The organism is Rhizobium sp. WCS2018Hpa-16, from assembly GCF_031843705.1.
Classification (GTDB): domain Bacteria; phylum Pseudomonadota; class Alphaproteobacteria; order Rhizobiales; family Rhizobiaceae; genus Agrobacterium; species Agrobacterium tumefaciens_C.
Genome location: NZ_JAVTIX010000003.1, coordinates 94,804 through 111,276, shown reverse-complemented (window position 1 = coordinate 111,276; position 16,473 = coordinate 94,804). Strand labels below are relative to the sequence as shown.

Genomic DNA, 16,473 nt, shown 5'->3' with positions numbered 1-16,473 from the left:
GGTTCTGGCCTAGGCCGCGTTCACAAGACCAGTTGCAAACAGGTCGGCGATTGAATCGAGTACAAAATGTGCGGCCTGATTTTCAGCCAGCGCGGCGAAGGCATCGTGCTTGGCAATACCCGTGGTGACACCGATACCAATGGCACCGGCTTTTCGCGCCATGGCAATCTCAAGGCTCGGGTCGTCGCCAACGACCGCAACTTCGCCGGGTTTTATACCCATCTGCAAGCATGCAAGACGAAGGCCATGGAGCGACGGTTTGCCAAGAACGGTTGTCCTTGCCCTAGTCGTTGAGGTGATCATGGCGGCGATGGCTCCGGACACGCCCAGAATGCGACCACTGGCACCAGCAAAGAATGGCGCATCGGAAACGGTGAACAGTTTTGCCCCGTTCCAGACCGCATCGCAGGCTGCTTGAAGATCGGGCATGGTGAACTCGGGATACCAGCCGATGAGAACGGCCTGAACCCCGCTTAAATCATCTCCCCGGCGCACGACGTCTATCCCTCTCTCGGTGAGGGAATGCGATACGCTATGCCCGCCCAAAACAAGGACTTTTTCTATTTTCTTTTTGACGAAGTAATCCGCAGCGACCACAGATGGCGTCAGAATGCTGCCTTCGGCAAAGTTGAAACCTGCCGCTGCGAGCAGATCGCGATATTCCTGGGGCGTCTGGAAGGTGCCATTGGTAAAAGGCACCATGGGAATACCAAGCCTGTTCAACCGATCCACGACGGCAACCGCGCCATCGAACGGGTTGAAGCGGCCCTTCTTTTTGTCCATCAGAGCGAGCGTGCCATCAATATCGAGAATGAAGCCCTTTACAGCTTGCATAGATGTCGGACCCAGGCTTGAGCTGCTCATTTTTGCGCCCCCTGCAACTCCAGACGAACACCCTTGGTCTCGACCACGATCTGCCTGTAGTTCTTGCGCTTTGCCAGACCCCGCAGAAGTTCGAGCTGTGTATTGCTTTCGGGATCATAGGAACGCACCGCAGGGCCTGCCGCAATCATGGCATCCACCTGCTCGCCGGGCATCACTGCGCGCAGCAGAAATTCCTCGTCGCTGAGGTCTTTGCCAAACCGGGCGCGAAGCTCTGGCAGTGAGGCCATTTGCGCTTCAGCCTCCAGTTCTTTCGCACGTCGACTGGACTTGATGCGATCTTCAACCTCAGGATCGAGCGGGCTACCGGGCTTGCCGAAACGACCGCTCACATAGCGGATGACCTCATCCGGCACATTTTCATAGCGTTTGCCGGACAGGACATTCATGACCGCCTGAGTGCCGACGACTTGCGAAAACGGTGTGACCATGATGGGATAGCCAAGCTCTGCACGCACGCGCTCGGTCTCTTCGAGCACCTGCGGCAGCAGGTGCAAGCGCTTCATTTCACTCAGCTGCCTCTTCATGGTCCCAAGCATTCCACCCGGCATCTGATGCTTGAAATAGCTGGCATCAAACTCCTGCGGCACACCGCATTCAAGACCTTCGGCCTCAGCCAGCGCTTGAAAATAGGCACTCATTTGCGCCAGCGCCTCGTCATCCACATCCACAGAATGGCCCATGTGCCGAAGGTTCGCGACCACACGTTCCGCAGCAGGCTGGGATGTGCCGTTCGCTGCCGGGCCTGCCGAGACATGGAGTGCTTCGATACCCATTTCCGCAGCCGCCAGATAGGAAAACGGTGCCAAGCCGATTGTGCAATGCGAGTGCAGCTCCAGCGGCATTTGCCCCTTCCCGGCCTGGATGGCGGGCAACAGGGTTCTCGCGCGCTCCGGCGTTAAAAGACCGCCAGGATCCTTCAGATACATGCGCGAGAATAACCCGGAGGCTGCCAGTTCGCTCGTTTTTCTCGCATAGTATGCATCGTCGTGAAAGGGGCTGACCGTATAGGTCAGTGCCGCATTGCAGTCATCGATGCCGGACTTGCCGACAAGCTTTGCCATGGCGATCATTGCGGACGTGTCATTCATCGGGTCCATGATCGCAAAGCGGTCTATGCCGCAATTGACCAGCAACTTGAACGCCAGCTGCATCAATTCCTGGCTGGCACTTTCCCACGAAATGAAGCGCATGCCGGTGGTCAGGAAGCTGAGTTTTGTGCTTGGCATCAGCTCTCGCATGACCCTGATGCGTTCCCAGGGATTTTCCTTCTGGAAGCGAACGGCAACGGCCATATGGGTGGATGTAATGAGATCGACAGCAGCGAAACCCACGCGCTCCATCACGGGTGCCATGGCCGCCTGCATCCCGGTCTTGAGCGCCGTCGCGCCCCAAAGGCTCTGATTGCCGTCCCGCACAGTCGTATCGACGAGTTCAACTCTGCTCATGTCAGCAATCCCGTCTCATTGTTTCAAGTGCCTGTGCAAGTTTGCCGGCATTGACAAGGTTTGTGAGGAAGTTGGTATCGACGGCACCTGCGGCGAAGGCCGGATGGGCCAGAACAACCTGATGGAGTTCCCGGTTTGTGTCGACGCCGTTCACCACCGCCGACTTCATGACGTCTTTCAGGGTGCCAATCGCCTCCTGCCTCGTGCGCCCCTTCGCGATCACCTTGGCAATCATCGAGTCGTAGTAGGGCACAACGAAAGACCCCGCCTGAACGAAGGTATCGACGCGAATATCAAGGCCCGCAGGAAACCATACCTCAGTGATCCTTCCGGGACTGGGCTGAAAATCCCGGTCGATGGATTCTGCGTTCAACCGGCATTCGATGGCATACCCGTCGAACGTGATATCCTCTTGACCGAATCTCAGCGCGTTTCCGTCTGCAACCCGGATCTGCTCTTCAACCAGATCAAGCCCGGTAATGGCTTCAGTCACCGGATGCTCCACCTGGATGCGCGCATTCATTTCGAGGAAATAGAATTCTTCGCGTTCGCAATCGACCAGGAATTCAACGGTTCCGAGGCTCTTGTAGCCGAGATGTCGGCTGAACTTCAAAGCGGCTTCGTGGATCGCGTGGCGGAACTCATCGCTGAGATCAGGAGCAGGCGCTTCCTCTATGACCTTTTGATAACGCCGCTGGACCGAGCAATCGCGCTCACCGAGATGAATAACATTTTCTCCATCGCCCAGCACCTGAACTTCCACGTGGCGCCCCGCCGCGACATAGCGTTCCAGATAAACGCGCCCGTCTCCAAAGGCTGCTGAGGCTTCGGCCATTGCCATATCGACCATGGCGCTGAGTTCGCCGGGCGTGTTGACACGCTTCATCCCACGGCCGCCGCCGCCAGCCACGGCCTTGATCAGCAGAGGATAGCCGGTCGCAACGGCCATCGCCTTTGCCTCTTCAAGCGTTTCGACCGGCCCACCCGGAACGACGGGGACACCAGCGGCTTGCGCGTGAGCGCGTGCCTTCAACTTATCGCCCACAGCAAGGATCTGATCTGCAGTTGGCCCGATAAAGATGATCCCATTGTCGGCACAGGCCTCAGCGAGCCTCGCATTTTCCGACAGGAATCCGTAGCCCGGATGCACCGCGTCACAACCCGTACCGGTTGCGGCGCTTACGATGGCTTCGATTTTGAGATAGCTCAGAGATGATGGCGCAGGACCTATGCAGACAGTCCGTGTTGCCAGCCGCGCACCCAAGCTGTCGCGATCCGCTTCAGAGACCGCAAGGACCGTCTCGATACCCAGCTTTCGGCAAGTCTGTATAATGCGAACAGCGATTTCCCCGCGGTTCGCGATAAGAATGCGTTGAATGGTCATGGCTCACTCCGGTCGCAAGCGGAGAATTGTCTGTCCAAATTCCACCATGGTGCCATCGGCAACTGCGATTTCGACCGCAATACCCGACAATCCTGATGTCACCGGGTTCATCAGTTTCATAACCTCGATGATCCCCACCACCGTCTCAGGTCCGATCTTCATTCCCGGTGTGACGAACGGTTCGGCACCGGGCTTCGGCGCACTGTAGAATATGCCGAGCATCGGCGCGGGCACGTTAATGCTGTCCCCCGAGGCCAGACCCACTGGAGCCGCAATCGCCGCCTCGGTTTGTTCGGCCTTGCTGTCGGGAGTGGTAACGGCGACAGGCTTCTGGCTCTCTGCGGGTGGCTGGGAGGACACCGCGCCTTTGCGCCTTGCCGTGAGCTTCAGCCCTTCGGTCTCGATATGCAGCTCGTCAAAATCCGAACTGTCGAGTATCGCGAATATCTCCTGGACATCCGCCTTTGTAAGCTTGTCGGCCATTTCAACCTCGATCTGTCAATGCACGGAGCACGTGCGCAAGTGGGTTGGCTGCGGCCACGATTGGGCCCTTTTGCCTGTCGCGCCCGCTCCAGACTGTTTCCGGCCGGGATTGCAGCAGCATGATTTCGCCGCTGTTCCGGCTGATGGCCCATTCAATATCCAGCGAGTGCCCTTAGTGCTTTTCCAGCAAACGTCCCGTACGCGCCAGCGCGTGGAGCTCTTCATCGCTGACGCTTGCAGCCGTTTGCTCAGCCTCGGCAACGGCCACTTCCGTCATTTCCTGCCTGTTGTAATCAGGCACATGCTTGACGAGTTTGCGCGAGATGTTGCGCTGCGTGATTTCGCCAGTGATCTTGCTGATGACGAAACGGTCCGGCGTAACCTCACCGCTGACGACGGAAGAGCCCACACCCCAGGCCGCTTCGAGAACAATAACGGTCTTGTCTCCGGTCGTCGGGCTGCGCGTGAACATGACGCCTGCGGTGCGGGCATCCACCATGTCCTGCACCACGACAGCCATGGCGACGTCATCCTCAGGCAAATCAAGGCGCAGCCGGTAGGTCACGGATTCCACGCTGTAGAGGCTCGTCCAACAGCGCTTGACGTGGTCAATGACGAAATCGGCTCCTTTGATCCACAGATAGGTATCCTGAAGACCGGCAAAGCTTGCATCCGCATTGTCTTCAGACGTTGCGCTGGAGCGAACGGCTACGGGAGTGAGACCATCCTTTGGCGACAGCTGATGATAGGCCGTGCCGATTGCTTCCTGCAGGGCCGCAGGCAAAGGTGCTCTCAGCATTGCCGCCCGGATCGCATGGGTCGCGGCTTCGATTTCATCGTGGCTCTTGTTCTTCAACTCGCTGATCCCTTGCCTGACCTTCCGGTCAGGGTCGAAGCTTTCCAGAAAGGCTTCAAAGGCAGCAGTGGTGACGACAAACCCGGGTGGAACCTTGGCTCCGGCTTTCACAAGTTCGCCAAGGCTGGCGCCCTTACCGCCGACTGTCGGGCGATCTTCAACGCCGAGATCGGCAAACCATCGCGTCAAGGGTTCAGAATGGACTGACATTGCACTCTTCCTTAATTGAGAATGGTCACGCGACCGGTGCTGCCATCGACGCGAATGCGTTGGCCGTCCTTGATCCGCCGTGTTCCACTCCCCGTGCCGACAACAGCAGGCAAACCGTATTCACGCGCGACGATGGCGGCATGAGACATGGTTCCGCCAATATCGGACACGGCTGCCTTGATGCGCCCGAAGATCGGCGCCCAACTCGGCGTTGTGACGGGACATACGAGGATGTCGCCATCCTGCAGTTTGTTGATATCCGCGACCGACTGGATGACTCTTGCCGTGCCCTCGACAACGCCGGGCGAGGCACCAAATCCGCAAAGTTCCATGTCGGAGTCTGTGCGTGACAGCCATGCCTGAACTGTCTTGGTGGTTACACCCCAGAGCATCACCACCATCGGGTCATTGATCGCCTCGGGAATGGGGCCGAGAGCTTCTGGCGCGTCCCAGTCAACCAGCTCAAGCATGCCTTGCTTGCGGGTTGCGATGATATCGGACCAACGCTCCCCGGCTGCAGGCTTGCCGCCGACGCTCCAGGTAAGACGCAGGTCGGACAGCACTTCACGGATTTCTCCCCGATTGAGGTGGAAGATATCCTCCTGATCCTGGATCAGATCGTTCTTGCAGAGCAAGGCACCGAATTCGCGGATCTTGTTAAAGAACACGTTGGTGAGCCAATGCTCGCAATAGAATTTGTGATCTTCCACATAGGGGAAAACCATATGTGCAAGCCCGAGCATCTGATCGAAGGTGCCGCGATCCTGATCCGTATCGAGATAGCTTCGGTACTCGCCGATGATTTGCTCACGCTGCGCTTTCAGCTGCTCGGTTGGCCGCTCCAGAGAATGGCCCGCCTTTAATTGGGCGACATAATTTGCCAGTGCGGAGAAAGGAATGCGCAGGTCATCATTCCAGCTTCGATGATGATGATAGAAGCCATCGCCGCTTGAGGTGTTGAACCAGGGATCGCGGATCTCGTCATATTTCGTCAGCCATTGTGCACCAGCATCGCCGCGCTGTTTCATGGCAGCCAGGACTTCTTCCGGCGTGCAGCCGGATGCGAGCACATCATCAAGGCCCAACTGGACGCTGAGCCGGGCCAGTACCTTGAGTTCATCGTCAGGCTTGAACATGAGGGAATCGACGCCGGCGACCATGTTTGCAATCGTCCGGTCTTCGATCTCGGGGAAGGCCTTCTTGCAGAATTCGAAAAAGGTCAGATAGGCGCCATATCCGAGGATCAGGAATTCCGAATGGTACTGCCACATCATGAAATAGTCTTCGAGCGCCTTGTCGTAACTCTTCAGCAGCAAAGCGCCGTCGGAATAGCCTCGGCCGCCAAGCACGGACTCTGCATCGTCGAATTCATAAAGCCCCGGAACCTCAATCGCCGCCATGGCCGCGATCAGGTCTTTCATCCGCGTATGCCATTCGCCGTACAGTCGTTCCCAGTTACCGAAATAAAAGAAGGCACGCTTTTCAAACTCACCAACGCGTCGACCAATTTCTTCCGGATCGGTGACAGAGTTCGCCGATATGTAAATACGGCCATTGACGATGCGGTGCTCGATGCCCTTGGACGTGGGAATGGCAAACATGCGCGTTGTCATCGCGCCAAGACCCGAATAGGCTCCTTCAGCGGTGATCGCATCAAAGGCGGGCATCGGCTCTGGGAAATGCATCTTGTTGTAGAACCAGAAGCGTTCGTCATCACCGGCACGGAAGCTGGTGAAATACGGATACATGCCGTCCACCTTCTCAGCGCCCTTGGCGCTTCCGATCTGCGACGGTAATGGAAAAATAGATGAAGTCGGGTTCATGTGTCAGAAATCCTCCCAATCTGACGGCGGAGTTTTGCGAAACCTCTCTTTCGGTTCCGGGCGGCGCAACTCCTTGCGCGCAGCCTGAAGTGCAGGCCGGTACGAGCCTCCTCGCTCTACCGGTAGTCTCCAAAATCCCTTTTGGGTCAATTGCTTACAAATCAGTCCGCTTGTTGATCGAGCGGTTTTCGTTTGCGTTGGTAATCTACGCAGGCAATAAAATGCGATCAATCGCGACAAGCGAAGGTTTCACCAGGTGAAACCTGAGGGCTATCAGCCTGGCACAATTCAGCCCTGTAGCTTGAGCGCAACAGTCCGGGCTGCCTCCTGCAGCGCGGGCAAGTGTGCATCGACGATCTGTCTGCGGTTCGCGACCTTTTGAATCCATGTCAGATTGATGCAGCCGAACACGCGCTCGCCAGACATGATCGGCACGGCAATGGAATCGCGGCCGTCATCGCTTTGTCGCCGGGGAATATCGAAGTCTCCGCCGAAGCGTGGATCTCTGATTCCGTATCCCAGGGCTTTCGTCTCTGCCAGAACCTTGTCGACCCATGCCGTATTCCGCGCGTTTATGTTTCCAATCCGTTGGCTGTGACGAAGACGGGTCAGGATCGCAGCCTTTTCGGTCTCGGGACAATGGGCAAGATAGGCCTTGCCAGTCGCCGACATCAGCATATTGACCTGAAACCCAACGGGTCCCAGCGGGATATGGTGAAAGTAGGACTTGGGCGAGTTGGTTTCGATGACCTCCATATGGTCGAGTCGGGCAACAGCCAGAATGGAGGGCCAGTCGATCCGGCTGGTCAAATCAGCCAGAACGGGCGAGGAAACCTCGACCAGATGCGACACATCATCGAGATACCGCGCCCGCTGCTGCAATGAATAACTGGCGAGATAGGCCTTATCGATGATTCGCTGCCAAACCAGACCTTCTTCCTGAAACGTGAGAAGAATACGCAGCAGCGTCGCTTTCGCCAGACCGGTCTCCCGATGAATATCGCCAAGGCTCATACCGCCCGATGCCTGAAGCAGTTGGAGAACCTCGATTCCGCGCGCCAAAGCCCGGATGGATTTTACGCCTTGCTTTTCCATCTTAGGTCAGCACCGTCTGATAAGACCGCATGTCCTCACCTACCCCAGGAAACAAGAGCTGTTTTTTGGGGTAGGTCAATGGAATGTGGCAATCGGTCATGTTGGCTGCTGTTTGCATTCTGATGGCCACCTCGGAACCTGCTAGACTGCTGCGACCGTTCGTTGTGTCTGCTTCTGCCGGGACAGCTCGCGCTGCACCAACAGCATCAATATGATTGATACGGTCGAGACACCAAGCGCTGCCCAACCGATGGCCCCAAACCCTATCGTCGCCACGATGCTCCCGCCCAAGGCTGGACCGATGGCTGAACCTGTCATCATCATGGCAGGCGTTGCGGCAACGGAACGCCCCGAGGGATCGATCTGTGACAGCAGACCAAAAAAGAAAGTGTGTGTGAAGATGGTGACTGCGGGAAAAAGCAGTACGGCTGCACCGAAAGGCAGGAAGGCGGGCGAATTCGTCATGACCAGAGCGACAATCGCCTGAAGAAACGGACCAATCATGACAACCGCAATCGCCGGCAGGCGTTTTTGCAGGAGAGCAGACAAAACACCCGGGAGAAGATTGACGAAGCCGAGCACGACGAAAACCATCTGGACCTGTCCGGCATCAAAGGAGCGCATGGCACCGACACGCTCAGCAAAGGCAAAGACCATTGACTGGTTGAGCATGAGGCACATGACCGACCCCATAATCAGAAACACGATTGTGGGTGTGGGTGCGCGGTCAGCTTTGTGGATGCTGTCGACCGGTTCCGTCTGGGCTACGCTCTGCGGAAAGAAGAACAGCGCTGCAACAGCCGCCACCGCCATAACACTCGCGAAGCCTACGAAGACGGTTTGCCCGCCGTGCTGCGCGATCTGGCCCGGCATGACGGCAAACATGAAGATCACCAGAAAGCCGATGACCGCGTTGGCAAGGCCAAAATGCCGGTGTGGATTGCTCGTGCGGCCCATACTGCCATGGACCATCGACAGCCCGGATCCCGTGCATAAACCGGCTATCGCATGGATGAAAAGCAGAGCGTTCAAACTATCCGGGGCGACGGAAAGGCGCGAGGCATAGATGAAGCAGATCGCAGAGGCGCCAAAGCCCCCGACGGCTATCCAGCGCTGCGGCAACTGATGAAACCTCGGTGCCAGAATCGCGCTTGCAACAACGATCCCCGCGAGGAACAGGGACACGGTCATACCTGCCTGCTCAGGCGCAAGATGATAGAGCGCCATCAAGGCCCCGAGCCATAGCGGCAGAGCCGCCAGATCGATCGTTCCGGCAGCATGCCCTACGTAGAGAGCGGCAATGCCGCGAAAGCTGTCTTTTCTCACCAATTTTTCCTCCTCCAAATGATAAACCACCGCCTCCCAGCGATGGGCCAATATTCCCCTAGAAAACCCAACCTCATCTCAGATCGATTTCGGAACCACGCTTTATGCAGCGTGCAGCAACGCAGAAGCCCCCACCCCTCCAGGCAGTGCATCGGATCGGTAAAGCAGCCCGAAGGCTTTGAAACGTGTTTCGTCGAACGCGCGGCTCAGCGCATGCGGATCATCTCGATCCACCTCCGCCCTCTTTCCAAGCGCGTCTTTTTCTTGGAAATGGGTGGCCTCCACCCAAATCAGGCACTTCGAAAAATGTTTCGATCAACATGCTGAAATCGCAGCCTGTGTGCCGTCCTCCCACGTGTTTCCCGGGTCTTTTTCCTACTCCTCGAAGAGCTAAGCAGGTTTTATGACATGATAGAAATCGATTGTTTTTATGGGAGCCATCCATACTATGGATGGAATTGCACCGACTGGGGAGGAGGAGAATGCGGTTCCAAGGTCTTGATCTGAACCTGCTGGTCGCACTCGATGAACTTCTCACGGAACGCAATCTCACGGTCGCAGCGAAAAAACTCAACCTCAGCCAGCCCGCCATGAGTGCGGCACTGTCACGGCTGCGCGCCTATTTTGGGGATGAGTTATTCACCATGCAGGTGCGCCGCATGGTTCCCACACCTTTTTCCGAAACCATCGCAACACCTATTCGCGGCGCCTTGATGCAGATAAGGGATATGCTGGCATCCCGTGAGCTATTCGATCCCTCGCTATCGGAAAGATGTTTCCGCGTTGCTGTGTCCGATTATGCGATGCTCATGCTGTTTTGCCGCGTTGTGGCGCGCATCAGCAAGATCGCGCCACGCATCACCTTCGATCTGGTTTCATTCGATGACAATCCTGATGAACTCCTCCGCCGCGGCGATGTCGACTTCCTGATCTTTCCGGATGTTTTCCTCTCCTCTGCCTCTCCGAAGTCACCGCTTTTTGAAGATCGATTGGTGGCCGTCGCCTGCCAGACCAACACGGAAATTGACGATTCTCTGTCCTTTGACCAGTTCATGTCCATGGGTCATGTCGCAACGCAATTCGGAAGATCGCACAAGCGTTCTATCGAAGCCTTCCTGATGCTCGAACATGGCTTGCAGCGGCGGATCGAGGTGGCGGTGCCAAATTTCGCGCTGATTCCGCACTTCGTTGTGGGAACGAACCGTATCGGCACAATGTGCGAGCGCCTGGCGGTGCAAGCGGCCGAAACATTGCCGTTGAAGATACTGGAATTTCCGATACCCCTTCAACGGTTTACGGAGTCAATCCAGTGGTCGGGGAGCGGGACAAACGACCCGGCTGCCGAATGGGTGCGCAACATCGTGATCGATGAGGCCAACCTGGCAATGTCGCCTTTCGTGCCCGGATTGCGACCCAAGACGCACTGAGTAACCTCGCGCACCACACGACCTCAGACCACGTCGAATCTACGTAGCTGTCGCAGAGCCAGCGGTCTGAACGCAAACGCTGAAATTGCCAGACAATCCTCAACTGTGAACCGAATACCTCACCGTATCGCCCGCCGATGGTGGGTGACGCGACTTTTTGACGTTTTAAAAACCGCCCGTTGACATTTGGAAACCAAGGTGTTTTCTAATTGCTTGTGCCAGTCGTGCGGTGAGGAGATCGCCCAGGGGGCAGACATTCACAACGGGAGAAGACCATGTACGAAGATCTTGAGTTTGAATTAGCCGATGTCACCTTGCGTGGCCGCCTTTACCTGCCAGAAAATGCAAAAGGCCCTCTTCCGGTCGTTATCGCGCATTCGGGAATTGGCAGCGTGGCGGAAGGTATTTACCGCGAGGCCCCATATTATACCGATGCCGGGCTTGCCGTTCTGTTCTACGATCACCGCCACTACGGCCTCAGCGGCGGCGAACCCCGTCAGCTCGCTGATCCATGGCAGTTCGGTCGCGATCTGCGCCACGTCATCACTCACCTTTCAGCACGCGCCGATATCGATGAAACTCGCATCGGACTGTGGGGAATAAGCCTTGGCGGTCAGATTTCCCTGTTCGTTGCGGGAACGGATCGTCGTGTCAGTGCTGTCGTTTCTCTTGTTCCGCCGGTTTCAGGCTATTCAGCACGCACACTTTTTGCTGCAGATGAGCTGAAGCAACTGGAAGATGCTGTCTATGCTGACCGCGAAGCGCAATTCCGAGGTGCGGCGCCCGTCAGAATCACGGTGTCCGGCGAACAGACTCCTGACGGTCCTCCCGTCATGTTCACCAATCCTGAAGGCATCAAATTCACCAAGCACTATCAGGATATCCCAAGTTTCCAGAATGAACTGGCCATCGCCTCTTTCGATTGCCTGTTCGAAATGGAAACACCGGCCTATGCCGCGCGCATCACAGCACCGCTATTGCTCATTCTGGCGTCTGAAGACACGGTCGCGCCGGTCGATGATGCGCGCAAGCTGTACGAAATGGTAACCTCCGACAAGGAACTCGTGGAGTATCCCGGCCAGCACTACGGCATTCTTGTGGAGCATTATCCCGAAATCATGGACCGTTGCATCAAATGGCTCGTCAAGAAGCTCGGTGTCGCTGGCTCGTCTAACTAAACCGTGCCATCGCAATAACGGCCCCTGCCAAGTGGCGGGGGCCGAACGCTATTCTCGAATAACGAGAAGCAGTGCGGCTGCGGAAGCCGCTTTCAAAGCTAGCATCGGGCGTTACCCGACTTGCGATCAAGTGTCTCGCAGCCCCAAACCACCGGCCATCATGGCGACAGCGGCCGCCGCTCTCCGCGCGGTTTCTTCTCTCTGCAAGTCCGCAGCCTTGTCCGGGAAACCCAGATAGCGAACGAGAGCATCGCCCAGCGTTGCTCCCAAGAGCAGGTCCGCAACAGAGTGCGGCGTGCCAGTGATCGATATCTGCTTGCGCCCGATCAGAAGTTCGAGGCGGCCCGCAACCAGATCTGTCATCACGTCATAGGCGTTCTCAAAAAAATCGTGGGTCACGTCTGGCAAGCTTCGAGCTTCCGCTATGGCAAGCCGCGCCAAGGCGATCCGTCGCGGTTCAAGAATGAAATGCGCGATAAAGGTCAAAGTGTCACACAAGATGCGACGGGGGTCATCGTCATCAGCGATCGGCGGCAGGTCAGGCACGCCGTCGCGAAAATTGACCACGGCGGTAAAAATTTCGCGCTTGTCGGGAAAAGCCTCATAAAGTGTGCGCTTCGACATGCCGGCGCACTGCGCAATGCGCACCATCGACGTGTTTTCGTATCCCAGTTCTATAAACAATGCTTCAGCGCAAGTGAGAATGCGTGCGCGACGCTCATGTGGCGTCAAAACAAGAGGGCGACCCGCGCGCGAAGCTGGGCTGTTGACTTTAGTGCATACCATCCCCAACAGAATGCCCATTTATGCCCCAAGACGCAACAATTTTTGTGCGTTTCGGCACGCTAGGCGATACCGCGCCGGCCCCATCGGCGCGGTCAAGAGTGGCCTTTGCCATGGCCTGCTGCCCTATCACCTCATCAAGGATGAATTGGAGAAGGGCACCATCGTGCGCCTGCATTTGGCTGAAGGGGGCGAAAGGCTCGTTCCACTCGGGCTGGTGATGGGCATATCCTCCCTGCGACCAACGCCTGTAGACGTGCTGGCCAACCTGATCCGCGACTCAGGGTGAGTGTTGCCTCCCCGCATCTGTTGCGCCTTACGCTTTCATGCAACCAGAAAGCTTCGGATTTCGCTCGCCACAGCCTCACTTGCGTCGATCATGGGAAGATGCCCCGCCTTTGGGACCGTTACGAAGCGGCTGTCTCGGATATCATGCGTCATTTGCTGCACGAGTGAAGGCGGCGTTGAAATATCCTCCGTTCCAGCCAGCAGAAGCACCGGCAGATCCAGTCGGTGGATCGATGCCGTCAGGTCAGCATCGCGCAACGCCGCGCAAGTGGCCATATAGCCTTCTTTCGGCGTCGCCTGAAGCATCCGCTTCCAGCCCTGCCAGGCCTCTGGCCACTCTTCAGCGAAGGATGGCGGGAACCAGCGGGCCAGGAAACTGTCGGCATGCGCCTCAAGCCCGTCTGCCTCGACAGTTTCAATGCGTGCAGCCCAGAGGTCGGCGTTGCCGATGCGGGGAGCGGTATCGAACAGCATGAGATACGAGACGCGCGCCGCATCTTTCAGCGCCGCATCCATGGCAATAAGGCCGCCGACAGAGACGCCGCAAAGTGCTGTTTTTTCCCAACCGAGCACGTCCAGCAACATCAGGAGATCGCCGGAGAGATCGTCAAGCCTGTAGGGAGCGACAACGTTTTGTGAGAGGCCATGGCCGCGTTGGTCAAAAAACAGCATCTCGAAATCATAGCGCAGGATCTGCTCGACCGTACCCCAGATGCGCATGTCTGAACCGAGCGAGTTCGTAAAGGCAATCCGAGGTTTGCCAGCGCGCCCACCGATCCGGTAATGCAGTGTGACGCCGGAAGAATAGAGAAATGGCATCATTGAACTCCCAGGTGACGCTCCAGCAGGTCGCCCTGCCCGGCCAGTTCCGCAGGAGTTCCGGCAAATACCAGCTTACCCTTGGACATGATGATCATTCGGTCGGCAACCCGGCTGAGGTTTTTCACATCTTTGTCGACCACAACGGTCGCGATCCCTTCGGATCGGATGATCCCCAGCGTCTTCCAGATTTCCTGTGCAACGAGCGGCGCAAGGCCTTCAGTTGCCTCATCGATGAGCAACAGATCAGGATTTGTCATCAGAGCGCGCCCGATGGTCAGCATCTGCTGCTCGCCGCCGGACAATTGATGACCGCCATGCCCACGCCGCTGTGCGAGCCTCGGAAACACGGAAAGGACCCGGTCTAACGTCCATTGGCGCTTGCCCGTGGGACCCGGCCGCGCTGCCATGACAAGATTTTCGATAACCGAAAGCGAGCCGAAAACGCCCCGCCCTTCAGGCACGATGGCAACGCCCGCCTGCGCGATATGCTCCGGCAATCGCCCACGGATGCTCTTGCCGTTGAGAGCGACCTCCCCCGCCACTTTCGGCAAGGCACCCACCAGCGACCGCAGGAAAGAGGTCTTGCCCATGCCGTTTCGCCCGAGAAGAGCGATCTGCTCGCCCGGGCTGATCTGCAGGTCAATCCCATGCAGCACCTGGCTTGCACCATAAAAGCCTTGAAGGCCCTCGACTGTCAGAAGTGTCATGCGGCGTCCTCCGTTTCTCCCAGATAGGCGGCGCGCACTCTGGCATCGCGGCGCACCTCTTCAACCGCACCGGATGCGATAACCTTCCCGTCCGCCATCACGGTCAGCCTGTCGGCGATGGCAAAAACGATATCCATGTCGTGCTCGACGAGAAGAATGCCCCGCCCGACAGCCAGTCCACGGATCACGTCTGCCATACGCTTGGCCTCGGAATGCCCCATACCGGCCAAAGGCTCATCGAGAAGCAGCACTCTGGGCTTCGTCGCAAGCACCATCGCGACCTCCAGCTGCCGTTGTTCGCCATGGCTCATCTGGCGCGCAACAGTCGCGGCCCGGTCCGTCAGACCGGTTTCCTGCAGGGCAGCCAGTGCCGCTTCTTCCGTCTCCATCTCGACCAACGTGACGCGCCGCATCGCGAGCGTGTTGTGCCTTGCGCTTTGTGCGGCGAGGCGAACATTGTCGAGAACGGTGCGTTCATGAAAGATGGTCGTCTTCTGATAGGAGCGCCCGATACCGGCGCGGCAGCGGCGGTGGGGGGCCTCCCCTGTCACGTCCTTTCCCTCGAGAAGAACGCGTCCAGCGCTGACCGAAAGATCGCCCGACAACAGGTTGATCAGCGACGACTTGCCAGCCCCGTTGGGTCCGATAACGGCATGTATTTCATCTTGACGCAGGCTGAGTGAAACATCACAGACGGCGAGCAGGCCGCCGAAGCGTTTGCTCAATCCCTCAACAACGAGCAGATCTTTGGTCATTGCTTGCCTCCCACAACAATTGGCTGCGTCACAGGCTCTGCGCGACGAAACAAGCCCTGCGGCCACATCATGCGCAGAATGTCCTGAAGACCGCCCGGCAGGAACAGGACGAGCGCCACGATCACGCCTCCATAGACCAGCTTCCATTGCTCTCCCAGATAGACCTTCAGAATGTCCTCCAGCATGACCAGGCCGACGGCACCGAAGAGCGGGCCAGTCACCTTGCGGCTACCGCCGAGAACCACCATGACCAGTGCAACAGCCGACATGTGCCATCCCAGCATCTGCGGCGCGACAAAGCCGAACTGTGCGGTGGACATGTAACCGGCAAGCCCGGCCATGACTGCCGAGATGATGAAGGCGACGAGACGGACGGCAAACACCGGAATGCCGAGTGACATGGCCCGCCGCTCATTGTCACGGGCAGCCGTCAGCGAATCTCCAAAAGGGCTCGCAAGCAGATGAGTGATCAACGCCCAGGACAAGGCGCAGCAGACAAGCGCCACTATGTAGAAAGTGAGCGGGTTTTCCAGATCAATGGAAAGACCGCCCAGCGTCAGCAGCGGCTTTACATAAAGGAATATACCGTCCGAACCGCCGCCGATGGAGGTGTCATGAAACAGGAAAAACAACATTTCCCCGAAGGCCAGCGTGACCATAATAAAGTAGATCCCGCGCGTGCGCAGCGAAAGCGCACCGATGACAGCCGCCACAACGGCAACCACGACAAGCGCAATGAAAAGCGTCCAGACAAGGTTGGGCGCCTCATATTCCGGCGTTACCAGCACGAGCACATAGCCTGCCAGCCCGAAGAAGGCCGCATGACAGAGGCTGACCATGCCGCCGAAACCGACATTTAGGTTGAGCGACATTGCGAGGATGCCGAGCAGCATCACCTTGGCGGTAAACTGCAAATAATAGTCACCGACCATCAGCGGCAGAAACAGAGCTGCAGCAAACATCGCCGCCATCGGCGCGCTGTTTTTCGAAAATAAGGGCATCATGA

At 57.4% G+C, this 16,473-nt stretch carries 15 protein-coding genes and 1 pseudogene; 3 read left to right on the top strand and 13 right to left on the bottom strand.

The annotated features are described in order from the left end of the window. Positions 1-9: 9 nt before the first annotated feature. The 8 genes and pseudogenes from RQI55_RS11735 to RQI55_RS11700 form a co-directional block, all read right to left on the bottom strand. Positions 10-864, bottom strand: coding sequence for an HAD family hydrolase (locus RQI55_RS11735; protein WP_311272587.1), 855 nt, complete (start codon positions 862-864; stop codon positions 10-12). Then, on the bottom strand, positions 861-2,330 hold the full coding sequence (locus tag RQI55_RS11730) for a hypothetical protein (RefSeq protein ID WP_311272586.1): 1,470 nt from the start codon (positions 2,328-2,330) through the stop codon (positions 861-863). Before RQI55_RS11730 ends, RQI55_RS11735 begins: the two co-directional genes overlap by 4 nt. A 1-nt stretch (position 2,331) precedes the next feature. Then, positions 2,332-3,714, bottom strand: coding sequence for an acetyl-CoA carboxylase biotin carboxylase subunit (locus tag RQI55_RS11725; protein ID WP_311272585.1), 1,383 nt, complete (start codon positions 3,712-3,714; stop codon positions 2,332-2,334). 3 nt (positions 3,715-3,717) lie between these two features. Next, a complete protein-coding gene (locus RQI55_RS11720; protein ID WP_311272584.1) occupies positions 3,718-4,197 on the bottom strand; it encodes a biotin/lipoyl-containing protein in 480 nt (159 codons plus the stop codon). Between the two features lies 1 nt (position 4,198). Continuing rightward, positions 4,199-5,263 (bottom strand): annotated as a pseudogene (locus tag RQI55_RS11715) (PEP/pyruvate-binding domain-containing protein). Positions 5,264-5,274: 11 nt separating this feature from the next. Next, positions 5,275-7,086, bottom strand: a complete 1,812-nt coding sequence (locus tag RQI55_RS11710; protein WP_042618930.1) for a PEP-utilizing enzyme — start codon at positions 7,084-7,086, stop codon at positions 5,275-5,277. A 288-nt stretch (positions 7,087-7,374) separates the two neighbouring features. After that, the gene (locus tag RQI55_RS11705) at positions 7,375-8,181 is read right to left on the bottom strand and encodes a helix-turn-helix domain-containing protein (RefSeq protein ID WP_042618929.1); all 807 of its coding nucleotides are present in this window, start codon (positions 8,179-8,181) and stop codon (positions 7,375-7,377) included. 141 nt (positions 8,182-8,322) lie between these two features. Next, on the bottom strand, positions 8,323-9,507 hold the full coding sequence (locus tag RQI55_RS11700; protein WP_155398920.1) for an MFS transporter: 1,185 nt from the start codon (positions 9,505-9,507) through the stop codon (positions 8,323-8,325). A gap of 482 nt (positions 9,508-9,989) precedes the next feature. On the opposite strand from RQI55_RS11700, the gene RQI55_RS11695 reads away from it, so the two are divergent. Further along, a complete protein-coding gene (locus tag RQI55_RS11695; RefSeq protein WP_311272582.1) occupies positions 9,990-10,934 on the top strand; it encodes a LysR family transcriptional regulator in 945 nt (314 codons plus the stop codon). 275 nt (positions 10,935-11,209) lie between these two features. Further along, positions 11,210-12,112 carry an alpha/beta hydrolase gene (locus RQI55_RS11690; RefSeq protein WP_042618927.1) on the top strand — a complete coding sequence of 301 codons (903 nt, stop codon included), beginning with the start codon at positions 11,210-11,212 and terminating at the stop codon, positions 12,110-12,112. Between the two features lie 126 nt (positions 12,113-12,238). On the opposite strand, the gene RQI55_RS11685 is transcribed toward RQI55_RS11690, so the two are convergent. Next, positions 12,239-12,898, bottom strand: coding sequence for a TetR/AcrR family transcriptional regulator (locus RQI55_RS11685; RefSeq protein ID WP_269082244.1), 660 nt, complete (start codon positions 12,896-12,898; stop codon positions 12,239-12,241). On the opposite strand from RQI55_RS11685, the gene RQI55_RS11680 reads away from it, so the two are divergent. Beyond that, entirely contained in the window at positions 12,879-13,184 is a 306-nt protein-coding gene (locus RQI55_RS11680) for a hypothetical protein (RefSeq protein ID WP_311272918.1), read from the top strand. The genes RQI55_RS11685 and RQI55_RS11680 overlap by 20 nt on opposite strands. A gap of 35 nt (positions 13,185-13,219) precedes the next feature. On the opposite strand, the gene pcaD is transcribed toward RQI55_RS11680, so the two are convergent. Genes pcaD through RQI55_RS11660 form a run of 4 tightly spaced genes read right to left on the bottom strand, consistent with a single transcriptional unit; the run spans position 13,220 to position 16,471 of the window. After that, the gene (gene pcaD / locus RQI55_RS11675; protein ID WP_042618955.1) at positions 13,220-14,002 is read right to left on the bottom strand and encodes a 3-oxoadipate enol-lactonase; all 783 of its coding nucleotides are present in this window, start codon (positions 14,000-14,002) and stop codon (positions 13,220-13,222) included. Then, entirely contained in the window at positions 14,002-14,712 is a 711-nt protein-coding gene (locus RQI55_RS11670) for an ABC transporter ATP-binding protein (protein ID WP_042618925.1), read from the bottom strand. The genes pcaD and RQI55_RS11670 overlap by 1 nt, the downstream gene beginning before the upstream one ends. Beyond that, the gene (locus tag RQI55_RS11665) at positions 14,709-15,467 is read right to left on the bottom strand and encodes an ABC transporter ATP-binding protein (RefSeq protein ID WP_192064885.1); all 759 of its coding nucleotides are present in this window, start codon (positions 15,465-15,467) and stop codon (positions 14,709-14,711) included. Before RQI55_RS11665 ends, RQI55_RS11670 begins: the two co-directional genes overlap by 4 nt. Then, entirely contained in the window at positions 15,464-16,471 is a 1,008-nt protein-coding gene (locus RQI55_RS11660; RefSeq protein WP_042618923.1) for a branched-chain amino acid ABC transporter permease, read from the bottom strand. Before RQI55_RS11660 ends, RQI55_RS11665 begins: the two co-directional genes overlap by 4 nt. Positions 16,472-16,473: the final 2 nt, after the last annotated feature.

Bases quoted from the DNA above. Each gene is read 5' to 3' on its own strand.
- RQI55_RS11660 (WP_042618923.1), bottom strand. From the start codon at position 16,471: ATGATGCCCTTATTTTCGAAAAACAGCGCGCCGATGGCGGCGATGTTT.
- RQI55_RS11685 (WP_269082244.1), bottom strand. From the start codon at position 12,898: ATGGTATGCACTAAAGTCAACAGCCCAGCTTCGCGCGCGGGTCGCCCT.
- RQI55_RS11670 (WP_042618925.1), bottom strand. From the start codon at position 14,712: ATGACACTTCTGACAGTCGAGGGCCTTCAAGGCTTTTATGGTGCAAGC.
- RQI55_RS11735 (WP_311272587.1), bottom strand. From the start codon at position 864: ATGAGCAGCTCAAGCCTGGGTCCGACATCTATGCAAGCTGTAAAGGGC.
- RQI55_RS11705 (WP_042618929.1), bottom strand. From the start codon at position 8,181: ATGGAAAAGCAAGGCGTAAAATCCATCCGGGCTTTGGCGCGCGGAATC.
- RQI55_RS11690 (WP_042618927.1), top strand. From the start codon at position 11,210: ATGTACGAAGATCTTGAGTTTGAATTAGCCGATGTCACCTTGCGTGGC.
- RQI55_RS11730 (WP_311272586.1), bottom strand. From the start codon at position 2,330: ATGAGCAGAGTTGAACTCGTCGATACGACTGTGCGGGACGGCAATCAG.
- RQI55_RS11710 (WP_042618930.1), bottom strand. From the start codon at position 7,086: ATGAACCCGACTTCATCTATTTTTCCATTACCGTCGCAGATCGGAAGC.
- RQI55_RS11665 (WP_192064885.1), bottom strand. From the start codon at position 15,467: ATGACCAAAGATCTGCTCGTTGTTGAGGGATTGAGCAAACGCTTCGGC.
- RQI55_RS11720 (WP_311272584.1), bottom strand. From the start codon at position 4,197: ATGGCCGACAAGCTTACAAAGGCGGATGTCCAGGAGATATTCGCGATA.
- pcaD (WP_042618955.1), bottom strand. From the start codon at position 14,002: ATGCCATTTCTCTATTCTTCCGGCGTCACACTGCATTACCGGATCGGT.
- RQI55_RS11695 (WP_311272582.1), top strand. From the start codon at position 9,990: ATGCGGTTCCAAGGTCTTGATCTGAACCTGCTGGTCGCACTCGATGAA.
- RQI55_RS11725 (WP_311272585.1), bottom strand. From the start codon at position 3,714: ATGACCATTCAACGCATTCTTATCGCGAACCGCGGGGAAATCGCTGTT.